Annotated in this window: 17 protein-coding genes; 6 read left to right on the forward strand and 11 right to left on the reverse strand. The window is 76.5% G+C overall.

All coding sequences use genetic code 11. From position 1 onward, the window contains the following. Window positions 1–76: 76 nt before the first annotated feature. The gene (locus AAG589_RS20675) at window positions 77–634 is read left to right on the forward strand and encodes a TetR/AcrR family transcriptional regulator (RefSeq protein ID WP_430569178.1); all 558 of its coding nucleotides are present in this window, start codon (window positions 77–79) and stop codon (window positions 632–634) included. Between the two features lie 22 nt (window positions 635–656). Here the strand turns inward: AAG589_RS20675 and AAG589_RS20680 are convergent, their stop codons facing one another. The 7 genes from AAG589_RS20680 to hemE all read right to left on the reverse strand — a co-directional run bounded on the left by AAG589_RS20680 (window position 657) and on the right by hemE (window position 8,433). After that, window positions 657–1,196 (reverse strand): cysteine hydrolase family protein, encoded by a 540-nt coding sequence (locus tag AAG589_RS20680; RefSeq protein ID WP_430569179.1) that lies wholly within the window; start codon window positions 1,194–1,196, stop codon window positions 657–659. Then, window positions 1,193–2,545 carry a glutamate-1-semialdehyde 2,1-aminomutase gene (hemL, locus tag AAG589_RS20685; RefSeq protein ID WP_430569180.1) on the reverse strand — a complete coding sequence of 451 codons (1,353 nt, stop codon included), beginning with the start codon at window positions 2,543–2,545 and terminating at the stop codon, window positions 1,193–1,195. Before hemL ends, AAG589_RS20680 begins: the two co-directional genes overlap by 4 nt. Continuing rightward, window positions 2,533–3,483 (reverse strand): porphobilinogen synthase, encoded by a 951-nt coding sequence (hemB, locus tag AAG589_RS20690; RefSeq protein WP_430569228.1) that lies wholly within the window; start codon window positions 3,481–3,483, stop codon window positions 2,533–2,535. Before hemB ends, hemL begins: the two co-directional genes overlap by 13 nt. Before the next feature lie 62 nt (window positions 3,484–3,545). Next, window positions 3,546–4,391 (reverse strand): uroporphyrinogen-III synthase, encoded by an 846-nt coding sequence (locus AAG589_RS20695; RefSeq protein WP_430569181.1) that lies wholly within the window; start codon window positions 4,389–4,391, stop codon window positions 3,546–3,548. Beyond that, window positions 4,388–5,476, reverse strand: a complete 1,089-nt coding sequence (gene hemC, locus AAG589_RS20700) for a hydroxymethylbilane synthase (RefSeq protein WP_430569182.1) — start codon at window positions 5,474–5,476, stop codon at window positions 4,388–4,390. Before hemC ends, AAG589_RS20695 begins: the two co-directional genes overlap by 4 nt. Before the next feature lie 273 nt (window positions 5,477–5,749). Next, a complete protein-coding gene (locus AAG589_RS20705; RefSeq protein WP_430569183.1) occupies window positions 5,750–7,267 on the reverse strand; it encodes a protoporphyrinogen/coproporphyrinogen oxidase in 1,518 nt (505 codons plus the stop codon). Next, window positions 7,264–8,433, reverse strand: coding sequence for a uroporphyrinogen decarboxylase (hemE, locus tag AAG589_RS20710; protein ID WP_430569184.1), 1,170 nt, complete (start codon window positions 8,431–8,433; stop codon window positions 7,264–7,266). Before hemE ends, AAG589_RS20705 begins: the two co-directional genes overlap by 4 nt. Window positions 8,434–8,482: 49 nt before the next feature. On the opposite strand from hemE, the gene AAG589_RS20715 reads away from it, so the two are divergent. The 3 genes from AAG589_RS20715 (at window position 8,483) to AAG589_RS20725 (ending at window position 11,567) form a co-directional block, all read left to right on the forward strand. Then, window positions 8,483–9,940 carry a glutamyl-tRNA reductase gene (locus tag AAG589_RS20715; protein WP_430569185.1) on the forward strand — a complete coding sequence of 486 codons (1,458 nt, stop codon included), beginning with the start codon at window positions 8,483–8,485 and terminating at the stop codon, window positions 9,938–9,940. A gap of 174 nt (window positions 9,941–10,114) precedes the next feature. Next, a complete protein-coding gene (locus AAG589_RS20720; protein WP_430569186.1) occupies window positions 10,115–10,489 on the forward strand; it encodes an SHOCT domain-containing protein in 375 nt (124 codons plus the stop codon). Window positions 10,490–10,610: 121 nt separating this feature from the next. Then, a complete protein-coding gene (locus AAG589_RS20725; protein WP_430569187.1) occupies window positions 10,611–11,567 on the forward strand; it encodes a Ppx/GppA phosphatase family protein in 957 nt (318 codons plus the stop codon). 30 nt (window positions 11,568–11,597) lie between these two features. Here the strand turns inward: AAG589_RS20725 and AAG589_RS20730 are convergent, their stop codons facing one another. From AAG589_RS20730 to AAG589_RS20745, 4 genes are all read right to left on the reverse strand, one after another. After that, window positions 11,598–11,882, reverse strand: coding sequence for a DUF6510 family protein (locus tag AAG589_RS20730; protein ID WP_430569188.1), 285 nt, complete (start codon window positions 11,880–11,882; stop codon window positions 11,598–11,600). Beyond that, window positions 11,882–12,592: an FAD-binding oxidoreductase gene (locus tag AAG589_RS20735; protein ID WP_430569189.1), complete on the reverse strand. Its 711-nt coding sequence runs from the start codon at window positions 12,590–12,592 to the stop codon at window positions 11,882–11,884. The genes AAG589_RS20730 and AAG589_RS20735 overlap by 1 nt, the downstream gene beginning before the upstream one ends. Further along, window positions 12,589–13,182, reverse strand: a complete 594-nt coding sequence (locus tag AAG589_RS20740) for a sulfite oxidase-like oxidoreductase (RefSeq protein WP_430569190.1) — start codon at window positions 13,180–13,182, stop codon at window positions 12,589–12,591. The genes AAG589_RS20735 and AAG589_RS20740 overlap by 4 nt, the downstream gene beginning before the upstream one ends. A gap of 117 nt (window positions 13,183–13,299) precedes the next feature. Then, entirely contained in the window at window positions 13,300–14,673 is a 1,374-nt protein-coding gene (locus AAG589_RS20745; RefSeq protein ID WP_430569191.1) for a CoA transferase, read from the reverse strand. 279 nt (window positions 14,674–14,952) lie between these two features. Between AAG589_RS20745 and AAG589_RS20750 the strand changes: the two genes are divergently transcribed. Continuing rightward, a complete protein-coding gene (locus AAG589_RS20750) occupies window positions 14,953–15,786 on the forward strand; it encodes a DUF5926 family protein (protein ID WP_430569192.1) in 834 nt (277 codons plus the stop codon). Window positions 15,787–16,178: 392 nt separating this feature from the next. Then, complete coding sequence (locus AAG589_RS20755; RefSeq protein ID WP_430569229.1) at window positions 16,179–16,976, forward strand: glycosyltransferase family 2 protein; 798 nt, start codon at window positions 16,179–16,181, stop codon at window positions 16,974–16,976. Window positions 16,977–17,009 lie beyond the last annotated feature (33 nt).

A 17,009-nucleotide genomic window follows, 5' to 3' on the forward strand; every position in this document is an offset into this window, starting at 1 on the left:
GGTCGGCTCCAAAGTGGAACATTGCTGTTCCAACATGGTCAAGCAGTTAACCATTCCCAGGTGTAGCGTTCGCGACATGACGGAGGTGCACGGGGCGGAGACGAGGGCCCGCGCGCGCACCCGGCGCGCGATCGTCGAGGCTGCGGTCCGGGAGCTCGCGCGCGACGCCGCGACCTCGCTCGGGCAGATCGCCGACGCCGCCGGCGTCGGCCGCACCACCCTCCACCGGTACTTCCCCGACCGTGCCGCGCTGCTCGACGCCGTCGCGACCGAGACGGTCGCCCGGCTGACCGACGCGCAGGCGCGGGCGCGGCTCGAGGAGGGGGACGCGCGGGAGGCGCTGCTGCGGCTGTGCCCCGAGTACCTGCTGCTGGGCGACCTGCTCACGCTGCTGTTCACCGGCGTCGTCCCCGACGCGGTCCTCGACGGCCAGGGCGCGGCCCCGCTCGCCGCGCTCGTGGCGCGGGGGCACCGTGAGGGCAGCATCGACCGCGAGCTCGACGTCGAGTGGGCGGTGGGCGTCGTGTGGGCGCAGCTCTACCTCGCGTGGGCCACGCTGCGCGAGGGGCAGGCGGCGCGGCGCGACGTCGTCCCGATGCTGGTGCGCACCGTCGACAAGGCCCTCGCTCCCTGACGTCGGGAAGCGCGGGCCGTCGTCAGGCGGTCAGCACGACGCTGTCGTGCGGCGCGACGCCGTGCTGCCCGCCGGGGTAGCGCAGGCCGGAGAAGTACATGGTCGTGTGCGCCACGATGTGCTCGGCGGGGACGACGACGCCCTCCCACTCGGCGTCCGTCGTCGTGTGGGCGTCGCTGACGAGCGTGACGTCGAGGCCGCGTGCCGCGGCGGCCTGCGTGGTGGTCCGGATGCAGTAGTCCGACTGTGCCCCGGCCACGACGAGCCGGGTGGCGCCGACGTCGTCCAGCCGCTCCGCCAGGTCCGTGCCGGCGAACGAGTCGCGGTAGGTCTTGCGCACGAGCGGCTCGCCCGGCGCCCGCGCGAGCGGCGGTGCCAGCTGCCAGCCCGGCGAGCCCTCCGGGAGGCCGCCGTGGTCCTGCACCCAGATCACCGGCACCCCCTCGGAGCGTGCGCGGTCCACGAGGGCCGCCGTCCGGTGCACCACGCCGTCGGCATCGAGGCACCCGTCGAGGACCCCGACCTGGAGATCGATCACCAGCAGGGCGGTCCGCCCGGTCACGGGGTCGCCGCGGCGGCGGCCTTCGCGCCCGCGGGCAGGGCGTCGAGGATGCGGTTCACGGCGGCGTCGTCGTGCGCGGCGGAGACGAACCACGCCTCGAAGACCGACGGCGGCAGGTTGACGCCGGCGTCGAGCAGCGCGTGGAACAGGGCGCGGTAGCGGAAAGCCTCTTGCGCCTGGGCCTGCGCGTAGTCGCGCACCCCGTGCTCCGCGGCGAGCGGCCCGAAGAACGTCGAGAACAGCGATCCGGCGCGCTGCACGCGGTGCTCCACGCCCTCGGCCGACAGGGCGTCGCCGAGCGCCGTGGCGATCGCGTCCGCGACGGCGTCCACCCGCGCGTACACGGCGTCGTCGGCCAGGCGCAGCGTGGTGAGGCCGGCGGCCACGGCCACCGGGTTCCCGGACAGCGTGCCCGCCTGGTAGACGGGACCGGTCGGGGCGAGCTGGTCCATGATCGCCGCCGGGCCGCCGAGGCCCGCCACGGGCATGCCGCCGCCCACGACCTTGCCGAAGGTGAGCAGGTCGGGCGTGTACCCCTCGCCGCCCTCGGCCCGGATGCGGCCGTTCTCCAGCCCCCACCAGCCGGACGGGCCCACGCGGAAGCCGGTGAGCACCTCGTCCATGATCATCAGGGCGCCGTGCTCGCGGGTGATGCGCCGCAGGCCCTCGTTGAAGCCCTCGGCGGGCGGCACGACGCCCATGTTGGCGGGGCTGGCCTCGGTGATGACGGCCGCGATCTGCGAGCCGCGCTGGGCGAACGCCGCCTCGACGGCGGCCAGGTCGTTGTACGGCAGCACGAGTGTCTCCGCGGCCGACGCCTCGGTGACGCCGGCGGTGCCCGGCATGGCGAGCGTCGCGACGCCCGACCCGGCCTCGGCCAGCAGCGCGTCGACGTGGCCGTGGTAGCAGCCGGCGAACTTCACCACCAGCGGGCGCCCGGTGACGCCGCGCGCCAGCCGGATCGCCGTCATCGTCGCCTCGGTGCCGGTGGACACCAGGCGGACGCGCTCGGCGACGGGCACCCGACGGCGGATCTCCTCCGCGAGCTCGACCTCGGCGACGGTGGGCGCGCCGAAGGACAGGCCGCGCGCGGCGGCGTCCTGCACGGCCGCCACGACCTCGGGGTGCGCGTGGCCCAGCAGGGCCGGGCCCCACGAGCAGACGAGGTCCACGTACTCGCGCCCGGCGACGTCGGTGACGTACGGGCCGCGGGCGCTCGCCAGGAACCGCGGGTCGCCGCCCACCGAGCCGTACGCCCGCACGGGCGAGTTCACGCCGCCGGGGATGGCGGCCTGGGCGCGCAGGAACGCGGCGTGGTTGTCGAGGGTCGTTCCGGTCACTTGATCCACTCCGCGATCTCGTTGGCCCAGTAGGTGAGGACGACGTCCGCGCCGGCGCGCTTGATGGCGAGCACGGACTCGAGCACGGCGCCCTTCCGGTCGATCCAGCCGTGCGCCGCGGCCGCCTCGATCATCGCGTACTCGCCGCTGACCTGGTACGCCGCGACGGGCACGTCGGAGCGGTCCGCGACCCCGCGCAGCACGTCGAGCGACGTCCCGGCCGGCTTCACCATGACCATGTCCGCGCCCTCGGCGAGGTCGAGGTCGGCCTCGCGCAGGCCCTCGCGGGCGTTGGCGGCGTCCATCTGGTACGTGCGGCGGTCGCCCTGCAGGGCGCTGTCGACGGCCTCGCGGAACGGGCCGTAGAACGCGCTGGCGTACTTGGCGCTGTAGGCGAGGATGCTCACCTGCTCGAAGCCGGCGTCGTCGAGCGCGTCGCGGATGACCGCGACCTGGCCGTCCATCATCCCGGACGGCGCCACGACCTCCGCGCCCGCCCGCGCCTGTGCCACGGCCATCGCCGCGTACCGGTCGAGGGTGGCGTCGTTGTCCACGGTGCCGTCCGCGGTGAGCACGCCGCAGTGGCCGTGGTCGGTGAACTCGTCGAGGCAGGTGTCGGCCATGACGACCGGGCCCGGGCGGCCCGTGTCGGCCTCCACGGCGGCGACGGCCTCGCGGGCGATCCGGATGCCGCGCTGCAGGATCCCGTCCGGGTCGTCGCCGGCGGTGCCGGTCGCGTCGCGCTCCGCGGGGATGCCGAAGAGCATCACGCCGCCCAGGCCGGCGCGGGCCGCGTCGGCGACGGCGTCGCGCAGCGAGGCCTCGGAGTGCTGCACCTGGCCCGGCATCGACGTGATCGGCGCGGGCTCGGCCAGCCCCTCCTTGACGAACAGCGGCAGCACGAGGTCCGCCGCGTGCAGGCGGGTCTCGGCGGCCAGCCGCCGCATGCGCGGCGTGGTGCGCAGGCGGCGGGGGCGGTACACGATTCCGGACGTGCTGCCCGAGGTGCTCACGGGTGCTCCTTCGCTGAGGTGTCCGGCGCACGGTGGTCTCCCGTGGGCCGAGGATCTGGTGGGTCAAGCTCCGACAGCGCCCGCTCGACGGCGGCGGCGAGCGCGTCGTCCGTGGGCCGGGCCGCGACGGCGGCGACGCGCAGGCCGGCGTCGCGCGCGGCGTCGGCGGACGGGCCGCCGATGGCGACGACGGGGGTGCCCGTGCCGGCCTGGGCGGCGATCTCGCGCGCCACCGAGCCGGAGGACACCACGACGACGTCGAACCCGCCCGCGCGGGCGCGCGCCGCGACGTCGGGCGGCAGGTCGTGGCGCACCGTGCGGTACGCGGTCACGACCTGCGGCACCCAGCCGCGGGCGGACAGGCCCTCGTCGAGGGTGGGGCGGGCGAGGTCCCCGAGCGGCAGCAGCACGGCGGGCGTCTCGGGGTCGGTGACGGCCGGGTCGGGGAACGCCGCGACCAGCCCGGCGGCGGTCGCGTCGTCGGGCACGAGGTCGGTCGTGACGCCGGTGGCCTCGAGCGCGCGGGCGGTCGCCGGGCCGACGGCGGCCCACCGGGTGCGGGCCTCCGCGAGGCGGGTGCCGGTCCGGGCGGCGGCGTCGGCCAGGGCGTCGACGGCGTTCACGCTGGTCGCGACCGCCCACGCGTAGGCCCCGCCGACCAGGCCGCGGGCGGCGGCGTCGAGCGGGGCGAGGTCGTCCGCCGGGGCGCGCTCGATCACCGGCGCGACGACGACGTCCAACCCGGCGTCCTGCAGGCGCGCCGCGAGGCCGGCGCCGCGGCCCGGGGCCCGCGCCACGAGCACGGACCTCGCCGGGGCGTCCTGGGAGGCGTCGGGGCTCACGCGCCCTCCGGGTCGTCGGTGCCGACGGGCGCGTGCAGCGGCTCGACGTCCGTGCGCGGCGCGACGTCGTCGTCCTCCCCGGTGCGGGGCTCGCCCGTGCCGCCGACCAGCGGCGCGAGGCGGGCCGCGCCGTCGGCGAGCAGCGACTCCGCCACCCGGACGCCCAGCGCGGTCGCGGCGTCGTCCTGCGCGGCCGGGTCGAGGGAGGTGCCGTCCGCGGCGAGGGCCGCCGACGCGCTGTGCGTGAGCTGCTCCGTCCCGTCGACGCGCGCGACGACGGCCGTGAGCTGCAGCTCGCCCGCCTCGACGCGGGCGTGCGCGCCGACGGGGGCGGCGCAGCCGGCCTCGAGCCGCGCCAGCACCGCGCGCTCGGCCAGCACGGCGAGCCGCGTGGGGCGGTGGTCGAGCGCGGCGAACGCGTCGGCCAGGGCGGTGCCGGGGGCCAGGTCGGCGGTGCGGGCCTCGACGGCGAGCGCGCCCTGCCCGGGGGCGGGGGCCACGACGACCGGGTCGAGCGCCTGCGAGACCACCGCGGTGCGGCCGAGGCGGGTCAGCCCGGCGAGCGCGAGGACGACGGCGTCCAGGTCGGCGTCCGGGCCGAGCGCGCGGGCCAGCCGCGTCTCGACGTTGCCGCGGATGTCCACCAGCTCGACGTCGGGGCGTGCGGCCTGCACCTGCGCTGCGCGGCGCGGGGAGCCCGTGCCGACGCGGGCGCCGCGGGGGAGCGTGTCGAGGGTGAGGCCGTCGCGGGCGCACAGCGCGTCGCGCGGGTCCTCCCGCTCGGGGGTGACGATCGTGAGGTCGTCCGGCTGCGCCGTCGGCAGGTCCTTGAGGGAGTGCACGGCGACGTCGCAGCGCCCGTCGAGCAGCGCCTCGCGCAGCGCGGTGACGAAGACGCCCGTGCCGCCGAGGGAGGCGAGCGAGCCGGTCTTGACGTCGCCCTCCGTGCGGATGCGCACCAGCTCGACCGGGCGGCCCAGCAGCTCCTCCAGCCGGCGCGCGACCAGGCCGGACTGCGTCGTCGCGAGGGCGCTGCCGCGGGTACCGAGGCGCAGCGGGGCGGGGGCGGTCTCGGGGGTGCTCACCTGTCCAGTGTCGCGCAGCGCTGCCGCCTGTGGACAACTTCGGCCGGGTCGGGAGGCCGATCTCACACGGTTCTGCCCGACGTCGTGACGTGAGGTCATGACGATGCGTCACCACCATCCCGCGAGGTAGTCCGAACCCTGCCGAGGTAGTTCCACATCCCGCGAGGTAGTTCCACATCCCGCGAGGTAGTTCCGGAACCACCTCGCGCGCAGATGAACTACCTCGCGCAGCCCGGAGCTACCTCGCGGGATCCGGAACTACCTCGCGGGGCGTCAGAGGGCGGCGACGGCGGCCTGCGCGTGCGTGACGATCGCCGCGAGGCCGGTGCCCGCGATCCAGCCGCCGGTGACGGCCAGCCCCGGGGTGTGGCCGACGGCGGCGGTGAACGCGGTGACCTCGGCACGGTAGGCGGGCGTGGGCGGGGGGAGGGAGCCGTCCCAGCGCTGCAGCAGGTGGTCACGGACGCGGTCGGTGAGGTCGACGCCGAGCAGGGCGGACGCGTCGCGGGCGGCCTCGTCGGCCGTCGGCGGCTCGGTCGTGGTGCCGATCCGGCCGTACGACAGCCGCACGACGTGCGCTCCCGGCCCGGCGGCGGCGCGGACGCGGTCGGCGAGCCACGGCCACTTCGCCGTCGCGTGCGTCAGCGCCTTGGCGCGCACCCCGGTCGTGGACCCCGAGGTGCCGTCGGCGTCGGGCGCGACGAGGAGCCCGGAGCCGCGGGGGGCGTCGTCGAGCTCGGGCGCGTCGAGCAGGAGCGTCGCGAGCCAGATGTCGGCGCCCCGCTCGGGCGTCGGCACGCGGACGCCGCCGGGGCTCTCCGCGCCCGGTTCCGTCACCCACGGCGCCAGCAGCGGCGCGAGCTGCGGCGTCGTCACGACCAGCCGCGGCGCGCGCACGGTGTCGCCCACGGTGGTGGTCACCTGCCAGTCGGCGCCGACCCGTTCCACGCCGTCGACCTGCTGCCCCACGCGCACGGCGGCGTGGATCGGACCGGTCGCGTCGGTGCGTGGGGAGTCGGCGAACTCCTCGGCGCTCGCGGCGACCTCGCCCGTGAGCGCCTCGACGATCGCGTGGATGCCGCCGTCGATCCCGCGCACGGCGGACCCGGCGGGCGCGGCCGCCCGCAGCTCGCCGACGGCGCGCGACAGCGACCCGGTGCGGGCGAAGGCGTCGAGCAGCCCGGGCGCGACGGCGGCGACGTCGAGGCGGTCCAGGGGCGCGGAGTGCACGCCCGTGGCGACGGGCGCCACGAGCCGCTCGGCGACGCGCCGCCCGAGCCGGGAGCGCACCAGCGTGCCGAGGTCGGTGGTGTCGGCGACGAACCGCGGCAGCACGCGGTCGAGCGCGGCCCGCGCGACGCCGGGCCAGCCGATCGCGCGCCGCACGTCGGGCGCCCACGGCAGCGAGGGGATGCCGAGCACGCCCGCCTTCGGCAGCGGGAACGCGCGACCGGCCGCGTACCCCCAGGCGGACAGCGCCGCCGGGCTCACGACGTCCAGCCCGAGCTCCTCGGCCAGGTCGGTGACGGCGGTGCCGCGCGCCGCGAACGACTCGGCGCCGAGGTCGAGCCGTACGGGCAGCGAGCCGAACGCGCCGCCGCGCACCGGGCCGCCCACGCGGTCGGACGCCTCGAGCAGTACCACCTGCAGCCCGCGATGCACCAGGGTGCGGGCCGCGACGAGCCCGCCGATCCCGCCGCCCACGACGACCGCGTCCACGTGCTCGGGCGGCCGTGCGGGCCGGCCCGAGGGCACGTGGGCGGGGGCGCCGAGCGGCGGGAGCGGCGTCACAGCGAGTGCACCAGCTCGACGACGCGCGTCAGCACGGTGGGGTCGGTGTCCGGCGGCACGCCGTGGCCCAGGTTGACGACGTGCCCGGGCGCGGCCTGGCCGCGGGCGACGACGTCGCGCACGTGCGCCTCGAGCACCGGCCACGGGGCGCCCAGCAGCGCCGGGTCGATGTTGCCCTGCACGGGCACGGGCCCGCGCGGGTGGTCGGCGAGCAGGGCGGCGGCCTCGTCGAGCGGCGTGCGGTAGTCGACGCCGACGGCCGGGTGCGCGACCCCGGCGGCGTCGAGCACGTCGCGCAGGGCGGGCAGCAGGTGCCCCGTGCCGGTGCCGAAGTGGATCGCGGCCAGCCCGTCGTCGTCGCCCTCGGGCGACCGGCCCGGCACGCGCAGGTCGGCGACGTGCGCGAGCGCGGCGGTCGACGACGGCGCCACGTGCGCGGTGTAGTCGGCGAGCGCCAGGGACCCGGCCCAGGAGTCGAAGAGCTGCACGGCGGACGCGCCGGCGAGCACCTGGGCGCGCAGGAAGCGGCCGGTGAGCTCCGCCGTCCAGGCGGTGAGGCGGGCCCACGTCTCGGGGTCGGCGTGCATGAGGGTGCGGGCGGCGAGGTGGTCGCGCGACGGGCGGCCCTCGACCAGGTAGGCGGCGAGCGTGAACGGCGCGCCGCCGAAGCCCAGCAGCGGCACGTCGCCGAGCTCGGCCACCGTCAGCCGCACGGCCTCCGCGATCGGCGCGAGGGCGCCGTCGTCCAGCGTGCGCGACGTGAGCCGCTCGACGTCCGGGGCCGTCCGGTACGGCTGGTCCATGACCGGCCCGACGCCGGGCTTGATGTCGACGTCCACGCCCGCGAGGCGCAGCGGGACGACGATGTCGCTGAAGAAGACGGCGGCGTCCACGTGGTGGCGTCGCACGGGCTGGAGGGTGATTTCCGCGGCGAGCGGTGGCCGGAGGCAGGAGTCGAGCATCCCTACCCCCTGACGGACCTCGCGGTACTCGGGCAGGGACCGGCCCGCCTGCCGCATGAACCACACGGGCGTCACGTCCGGACGGTCGCCCCGCAGGGCACGCACCAGCGGGGCGTGCGTCGTCCGGCCGTCGACCAGGGGGTGGTCGGCGGGCAGCTGGCTCGGCGCCGACGGTGTCTCGGCCGGGATCGTGGGGGATGTCACGGTCCATGATTCTGCCCCGCCTCTTCGGCCCTCTTAAAGTGGAGCCACTGTGGTACTCCTCTCCCTCACCGCCTCGCACCGCGAGCTGGACCTGGACGCGCTCGAGCGGCTGTCCACCGGATCCGGCTCCGTGGGGCGCGTCGCCGTCGGTTCGTGCGGGCCCGTGCAGGGCTCGGTCGTGATCTCCACGTGCAACCGGTTCGAGCTCTACCTGGACATCGACGCGCCGCTGCAGGGCGACGCCCTCCGGCATGCGACGCGGCACGTCGCGGCGCTCGTCGCCGCCAGCTCCGGCGTGTCCGAGGACGTCGCCGCCGACTCCTTCACGGTCCGCACCGGGCCGGAGGTCACCTCGCACCTGTTCACCGTGGCCGCGGGCCTGGACTCGATGGTCGTGGGGGAGCGCGAGATCGCCGGGCAGGTGAAGCGCGCCCTGGCGGAGGCCCGCGAGGACGGCACCACGTCCAAGACCCTCGAGCTGCTGTTCCAGACGGCGTCGCGCACGTCCAAGCGCGTCGGGACGCGGACGGAGCTCGGCGCCGCCGGGCGGTCGGTCGTGTCGCTCGGTCTGGACCTCGCCGGCCGGGACCTGACGCACGGCCGGGCCGTGGAGCAGGACGGGTCGTGGCGCGGCGTGCGGACGGTGCTCATCGGCACCGGCTCGTACGCGGGGGCGTCGGTGGCGGCCCTGCGGGCCCGCGGCGGCGACGACGTGCGGGTCTACTCGCGCTCCGGCCGCGCCGAGGCGTTCGCCGAGGGGCACGACGTCGAGCCCGTCGACGACCTCGTCGCGGCGCTCGCCGACGCCGACCTGGTGGTGTCCTGCTCGGGCGCGCGCGGGCGTCGCCCGGCACCGACCGTCGCGTCGGTCGAGCCTGTCGAGACCACCTCCGGGTCTCGACAGGCTCAACCAGCGATTCCCGCCGAGGCGTCCCTGGAGTACGTGCTCGACGCCGCCGCGGTGGTGCGCTCCCGCGAGCGGGCCGCGGTCGCCGCGGGTGAGGAGCCGGAGCCGCGCCCCCTGGTGGTGCTGGACCTCGCGCTGCACCGCGACGTCGACCCGCGCGTGGCCGACGTCGAGGGCGTGCTGCTCTACGACCTGGGCACGCTCAAGGCGCACGCCCCGGCCACCGCCGCGGACGTCGTCGACCGGGCGCGCCGGATCGTGGACGACGCCGCCGCGGACTTCGAGGAGACCCGCCTCGGCCGTGCCGCGGACGCCGCCGTCGTCGCGCTGTTCGACGCCGCCGAGGAGCGGGTGCGTCAGGAGGTCGACACGGCGGTCGACCGCCTCGCCACGGAGCTCGCGGCCCGCGGCGAGACGCCGGACGAGGCCGACGTCGACGCCATCGCGCGCGACGTCCGCAAGCGCGTGCACGCCGCCCTGCACGGCGAGATCGTGGCGGTGCGTGCCGACGCGCTGGCCCGGGCGCGGGCCGAGGAGGCCGCGGTCGTGGCGGGCGCCGAGGAGCTCGTCGCCGACGCCGAGCGCGCCGTCGACCGCTGAGCGTCCCGGCTGTCGCGAACCTCCCGGAGCGACCGGTTCGCCGGGTCGGGGCCTAGATCACCCCGTTTCGACGCGCGCGTCCGGCATGTCGCCACTAGCGTTCCGAGCGCGGGCAACGGTCCGCCGCCGGACGACCTCCGAAGGTCGTGACTGCCTCGAAAGGACACGCTGAGCATGGACACCTTCTGGGACTTCTTCTGGTACCTCGTCTGGATCTTCCTGTTCGTCGCCTATCTGATGGTGCTGTTCCAGATCCTGACCGACCTCTTCCGCGACCGGGAGCTGTCGGGCTGGTGGAAGGCGGTGTGGGTGATCTTCCTGATCTTCATCCCGCTGCTCACCGCCCTCGTCTACCTCATCGCCCGCGGCCGCGGCATGTCCGAGCGGCAGCTCGCGGCGGTCAAGGACGCGAAGGCCGGCACCGACGCCTACATCCGGGAGGTCGCGGGTTCCCCGGCCGACCACATCGCCTCGGCGAAGAAGCTGCTCGACGAGGGCACGATCACGCCCGAGGAGTACGAGCGCCTCAAGGCGAAGGCCCTCTCCTGACGCTCGCGCCCTCGAGGCGCCCCGCTCGCCGGTCGAGCCTGTCGAGACCCGTCGGAGGTCTCGACAGGCTCGACCGGCGTTCGTGCTCCCGGCCCCGCGCCCGGCGCTACGCTCGGCTCCCATGAGCAGCGCAGGCACGACCCCGCCGCGGGCGCCACGGCTCGGCGTCATCGACATCGGCTCCAACACGGTGCACCTGCTCGTGCTGGACGCGCGGTACGGCGTCCGCCCCGTGCCGCACGCGGAGCGCAAGATCACCGTGCGGCTCATGCGCTACCTGGACGCCGACGGCGCGCTGTCCGCCGAGGGCGAGCGGGCCATGCTGGCGGCGGTCGACGACGTCCTGGCCGTCGCGCGCGAGTCCGCCGTCGACGAGCTGCTGCCGATGGCGACCTCCGCGCTGCGGGACGCCGCGAACGGCGCCGCGGTGCTCGCCCAGATCGCGGCCCGGGTGGGTCGCGAGGTGGTGGTGCTGTCCGGCGAGGACGAGGCCCGGCTGACGTTCCTCGCCGCCCGCCGCTGGCACGGGTGGGCCGCCGGCCGGCTGCTGGTGCTCGACGTCGGAGGCGGGTCGCTGGAGATCGCGTCCGGCGTCGACGAGGAGCCGGACCTCGCGGCGTCCGTGCCGCTCGGCGCCGGCCGGACCACGCGCGAGTACCTGCCCGACGACCCGCCGCCGGCCGAGCAGGTGCAGGCCCTTCGGGTGCACGCCCGCGCGCTGCTGGCGCCCGTCGTCGACCGGCTGGCCACCGTGCCCGCCCCCGACCACGTGGTCGCGACGTCGAAGACGTTCCGCTCCCTCGCGCGCCTGGCGGGCATGCAGGTGGAGGCGGTGGGCCCGGACGACCGCTGGCGGCTGCGCCTCGCCCAGCTCGCGGACTGGGTGCCGCGCCTCGCCCGGCTCACCGCCGAGGGGCGCACCGCGCTGCCGGGCGTGACGCCGGAGCGCACCTACCAGATCGTCGGCGGCGCGGTCGTGGCGGAGGAGACCATGCGCGCCCTCGGCGTCGACGAGGTCGAGATCTGCCCGTGGGCGCTGCGCGAGGGCGCCGTGCTGCAGTGGCTCGACCACCTGTGAGCGGGCGGTAGGACTCTCAGATCGACGGGCTCAGCGGGGTGGGGCCTGCACCCAGGCGGCGCCGGACGCCGACACGCGGGTGCCGTCGGGGCGTTCGACGACGACGAGCAGGACGGCGGCGCAGGTCGCGCAGCGCACGACGCCGCCCATGGCGGACAGGTGCACGGTGGTGCGGGCGAGGACGTCGGTGTGGCCGCAGGTCGCGCACCGCACCACGGCGCGGGTGGCGTCGAAGACGTAGACCTCGCTCAGCGCGCCGGCCAGGGCCGACCCGTCGAGGACGGGCACGGGAACGGCCGCGTCGGGCGTCGTCATCAGGCACCTCCGAAGCGCTCGGTGCGGACCCGGTCGGGCGGGTGCCCGAGGCCGGTGAGCAGGCCGGCGGCCGCCTCCACGAAGCCGGTGGGGCCGCAGACGAACACGGCGGTGCCGTCGTCGGGCCCGAAGCCGGGGGCGGTCAGGTCGTCGGTCGTGATCCGGCGCGGCGGCGCGGGCCAGCCGGGCGGCGCCTCGCGGGTGAAGACCCAGCGCACGTCGAGCCCCCGGTCGGGGGTGTCGACCTCGCCGCGCTCGATCGCGTCGGCGGGCGTGCGCACGGAGCACACGAGCCGGAACGGTGCCCGGCGTCCGGCCTCGCGGCGGGCGCGCAGCATCGCGAGGAACGGCACGACGCCGGAGCCGCCGGCCACGAGCAGCACCGGGGCGGTGTCGCCGTCGTGCCACACGAAGTACCCGCCGAGCGGCCCGCGCACCTCGAGCTGGTCGCCCGGCCGCGCGTCGCGTACCAGGTAGGGGGACACCTCGCCGCCTGGCACCTCGTCCACCACGAGGTCGACGCGCTCGTCGACGCCGGTCTGGGCCAGCGAGTAGGCGCGGGTGGCCTGGTATCCGTCCGGCGCCGTCAGCCGCACGTCGACGTGCTGGCCCGGCAGCGCCCCCGCGAAGCCCGGCACCGCCAGGGTCAGGGCGCGCGCTGTGCGCGTCAGCGGTCGCGCGCCGACCACGGTCGCGACGTGCCAGCTCACGCGTACCGCTGCTCGAGCCAGGGGTCGCCGTAGGCGTGGTACCCGTTCTGCTCCCAGAAGCCCAGGTCCTCGTCGTCCATGAGGTCCAGGCCGCGCAACCACTTCGCGCTCTTCCAGAAGTACAGGTGCGGCACCAGCAGCCGTGCCGGGCCGCCGTGCACCGGCTCCAGGGGCTCGCCCTCGAACTCGAACGCCACCCACGCCTGCCCGTCCAGCAGGTCCTGCAGCGGCAGGTTCGTGGTGTACCCGCCGTAGGAGCGCGCCATGACGAACTCCGCACTGGTCTCGACGTCGGCCAGCAGCGTGTCGAGGGAGACGCCGCGCCACGTCGTGCCGAGCTTGGACCAGTGCGTCACGCAGTGGATGTCGGTCTCGACGTCCTCCGCGGGCAGCGCCATGAGCTGCTCCCACGTCCACGAGGTGCCCTCGCCCGTCTCGGTGCGGACGGTGAGCTCCCAGCGCGACTCGTCGACGTTCGGTGTCGGCCCCGCCGACAGCACCGGGAAGTCGCCCGTGACGAACTGCCCCGGCGGGATGTCGTGCTCCGGCTCGGGGCGCCGGCCCCCGAACCCCCGTGTCACGACCGCCATCGCCGACCCCTCTCGTCGCCCGGGCGGTGCGCGCCGGGTCAGTCCGATCAGACGATCCGATCAGACCAGAGGCGCGCGCGCTTCGCACCCGGCGGCGCCCCTCGGCGAGCGGCGTCCTCAGGTCGACGTCGCCCAGCCCGCGTGGTCGCTGCCCCACGGGTGCGCGGGTTCCGGGTGGTCGTCGTGGCCGGGCAGCGCGGGGCGTGCGGTCGTGACGCGCGGTCGGTGGCCGTGGCTCACGACCGCCTCCGGTCCTGGTGCGGCGGCCGGCGGGTGCCCGGGATCCCGCCCGTCGGCGTCCAGCAGCCAGGCGGCGGTGCGGGCCAGCGCCGCCGAGACGTCGCGCCCGCGGCCGTCGGCGTCGCGCGCGGCCAGCGCGTCCACGACACCGGCGGCGAGCAGGTAGCCGGTCGCGTGGTCGAGCGCCTGCGCGGGCAGTGCGCCCGGGGAGTCGCCGTCCGCGGACTCGAGGAGCGCCACGCCCGACGCCGCCTGCACGATCGAATCGAAGCCGCGCCGGTGCGCCCAGGGGCCGTCGTCGCCCCAGGCGGAGACGCGCGCGACGACGGCCCCGGAGGGCGGGCGCAGCTCGAACGCCTCGAGCGCGCCCGGGCGGTAGCCGGTCACCAGCACGTCGGCCTCGTCGAGCAGGGCCTGCGCGCGCTCGCGGTCGCCGGCGTCGTGCAGGTCGAGCAGCGTGCTGCGCTTGCCCTGCCCGACGTCGAGGTGCTGGTGGCGGATCTCGGCGGGCACGGGCGGGTCCACGCGCAGCACGTCCGCGCCGAGCGCGGCCAGCGCCCGGGTGGCGACAGGCCCGGCGATGACGCGCGTCAGGTCGAGCACCCGCACGCCGGCCAGCGGCGCCGGGCCGCCGGGCAGGGCGACGCGCTCGGGGGCGACGTCGTCCCGCGCCCGGAGCCGCACGAGGGGACCGTCGTGCGCCGCCCGGCCCGGGTCGGACCCGCGCCACTCCGCCTCGCCCCGCACGCGGACGACGATCGCGCCCGCCGCGGCGGCGTCGTCCTCGAGGGGTGCGGCCGGCGTGTCGGCGAGGCGGGCGGCGAGGCCGTCGCGGTCGGTGCCGTCGGGCAGGCCGAGCAGGTGCAGCAGCCGCGCCCGGTGGTGCGGGTAGTTGGCGTGCGTGCGCACCCAGCCGTCCTGGGCGCGGAAGAAGCCGGACAGCGGCGCGAACCCGGGCACCGGCCGGCCGTCGAGCCGCAGCAGCCGGTCGGAGCCGAACGACGCCGCGACGCGCGCCGGCGACGGGCCGCGCTCCACGACCGGCCCGGTGGCACCCGCCCGCGCGGCGGCCGAGCACAGCGCCGCGACGGACCCGAGCGCCAGGTCCAGCGCCGGCAGCGTGGCCGCGAGCCAGCCGTCCCGCGCGCCGTCGAGCCCCGGGGCCTCGCGCGCGTCGACCGCGTCGTCGTGGGCGAGGCCCGACGCGGTGCCCGACCGGTAGTCCGCCACCAGGCGGCGCCACGGCTCCATCCGGCCACCGTACCCACGCCGCCCGCGAGGTAGTTCAGATCCTGCCGAGGTAGTTCAGATCTCCGCGAGGTAGTTCGAGCCCGGCCGAGGTAGTTCAGGTCTCCGCGAGGTAGTTCGAGCCCGGCCGAGGTAGTCCACATCTGCGCGAAGTAGTTCGAACTACCTCGCGGAGACCTGGACTACCTCGCGGAGACCTGGACTACCTCGCGGAGACCTGGACTTCCTCGCGGAGATCGGGACTACCTCGGCGGGGCGTGCGGGCCGGATAGGATCGCGGGCATGGCCAAGAGCTCTGCGACCACCCCCGTCCTGCGTCCGTTCGAGGGTCTTCCCGGGGAGGCGGACTGGGTCGCGCTGCGCGAGGTGGTGCCGTCCGCCACGGCGACGGCGCGGACGACGGCGGAGCACGGCGCGCGCGACGTCACCGTCACCACCGTCCTGCCGGGCGGGTGGTGCGCGCTGCACCGCGAGGACGGCACGGTGCTGCTCGCGCTGCACGGCATGGGCGCGTCCGACGACCTCAGCCGCGACCTCGCCGCCGCCCTGCTCGCGGCGCTCGCGGCGGAGCCCGGCACGGGCGTGCTGCCCGAGGAGCTCCCCGCGCCCCAGGACGGCGACCCGCGCCTGCAGGACGTGCTCGACCTCGACGTGCCGTTCGAGGTGACCGTGCACGACGGCTACGACTACTGGATCGACGCCGGCACCGAGATGACGGACGAGATCCGCGAGTCCCTCGAGGAGGCGGCCGAGGCGTCGATCCCGACCGTGAAGCTGGCGTCCGTACCGGCGGCGTACTGGTGCCGCATGTCGCGGGAGTTCCTGCGCTGGGCGCGCACGGAGGACGAGGACGCCGTCGTCGACGCGATCGCGCGGCTGCACGCCCGCCGCGAGTCCGGTCTTGCCGGCGGCAAGTTCCTCGGGATGTTCCGCGCCTGCGGGCTCGTCGTGCCGGTGTGGGAGCTGCCGCGCGGCACGGAGGCGGCGGAGCTGGAGGAGCCGGTGGCGGAGCTCGCGCGCCGCCTCGACGACGCGCTCGCGATCACGGACCCGCTCGACGCGAACGAGCGCCGGGCCCGGGCCGGTATCGTCTCCCGACAGGTGACGCTGCGCTGACGCGGCGCCGTCCGGCGGCCTCGGTCGCCCGGCGGTCCCGCGACGTCGCGGGCTCCGCACGATCTTCACGGCACGTCCCGGTCGACACCGTTTCTTGACCCGAGGTCGGGCGTTCCGGGGGAGTACAGTTTCTCGGGAAAAGATTGCTCTTCTGAACCCCGGTGATTCCCCCAAGGGGACACCGCACAGCACGCCGGCCGCGCGCCGGCCGACACGGGCGAGATCCACCCAACAGGCAGGGAGTCGTGAACACGGACCACGGGGCGACCCGCACGGGCGCTGAGGTGTCCACCAGCCAGGACGACGCCGGCGAGCGGAACCGCGTCGCCGGCCACGAAGGCCGCGAGGGCAACGGCGGTGGCGGCACGTCCGTCGCCACCCGCGTCGGCGCACTGCCGGTCGCGAAGACGCCGCGGCCGCCGGTGGCCCAGGGGCGTCGCAACCCGCAGCGCGTCGCGGTGATCATCCCCGCCAAGGACGAGTCCGCGCGCATCGCCGCGACCGTGCGCTCGGCCCGCGCGATCCCGCACGTCGACCTCGTCCTCGTGGTCGACGACGGCTCCACCGACGACACGCAGCACGTGGCGCGCGACGCCGGCGCCGTCGTCGTGCGGCACTCGCACAACCGCGGCAAGGCGGCCGCGATGGAGACCGGCGCCGCGGTCGTCGCGATGCGCGACGCCGATGGTCGCGCCCCGCGCCTCCTGCTGTTCGTGGACGGCGACCTCGGCGACACGGCCGTGAACACGGCACCGCTCGTCGCCCCGGTGCGCGAGGGCGTGGCCGACCTCGCGATCGCCCTCCTGCCGAAGCAGACGGGGGCCGGCGGCCGCGGCATCGTCGTCGGCACGGCGCGGCGCGCCATCCAGCACCTCACCGGGTGGAGCCCGAGCCAGCCGCTGTCCGGCATGCGCTGCCTCACGCGCGAGGCGTTCGAGGCGGCGACGCCGCTGGCGCACGGCTGGGGCGTGGAGACCGGCATGACGATCGACCTGCTGCGGCAGGGGTACGTGGCCGTCGAGGTGCCGTGCGACCTCAAGCACCGCCCGTCGTCGAACGACCTCAAGGGCCAGCTGCACCGGGCCGGCCAGTACCGGGACGTCGTGCTCGCGGTCAACGCGCGCCGGGTGCGGGGCGCGGTGGACGCGGTGCGCGGCATCGGCCGCTCGCACGAGAACGCCCCGTCCTGAGCATCCCCGGACAGTTCGTCGATCTGGCATCTG

Source organism: Isoptericola sp. F-RaC21 (assembly GCF_038593535.1).
Classification (GTDB): Bacteria; Actinomycetota; Actinomycetes; order Actinomycetales; family Cellulomonadaceae; genus Isoptericola.

What these genes read in the sequence shown, in the direction of transcription:
- AAG589_RS20675 (WP_430569178.1), top strand. Translation starts at nt 77, where the DNA reads ATGACGGAGGTGCACGGGGCGGAGACGAGGGCCCGCGCGCGCACCCGG.
- hemB (WP_430569228.1), bottom strand. Translation starts at nt 3,483, where the DNA reads ATGCGGCGGCTGGCCGCCGAGACCCGCCTGCACGCGGCGGACCTCGTG.
- AAG589_RS20720 (WP_430569186.1), top strand. Translation starts at nt 10,115, where the DNA reads ATGGACACCTTCTGGGACTTCTTCTGGTACCTCGTCTGGATCTTCCTG.
- AAG589_RS20725 (WP_430569187.1), top strand. Translation starts at nt 10,611, where the DNA reads ATGAGCAGCGCAGGCACGACCCCGCCGCGGGCGCCACGGCTCGGCGTC.
- AAG589_RS20730 (WP_430569188.1), bottom strand. Translation starts at nt 11,882, where the DNA reads ATGACGACGCCCGACGCGGCCGTTCCCGTGCCCGTCCTCGACGGGTCG.
- AAG589_RS20740 (WP_430569190.1), bottom strand. Translation starts at nt 13,182, where the DNA reads ATGGCGGTCGTGACACGGGGGTTCGGGGGCCGGCGCCCCGAGCCGGAG.
- AAG589_RS20745 (WP_430569191.1), bottom strand. Translation starts at nt 14,673, where the DNA reads ATGGAGCCGTGGCGCCGCCTGGTGGCGGACTACCGGTCGGGCACCGCG.
- AAG589_RS20750 (WP_430569192.1), top strand. Translation starts at nt 14,953, where the DNA reads ATGGCCAAGAGCTCTGCGACCACCCCCGTCCTGCGTCCGTTCGAGGGT.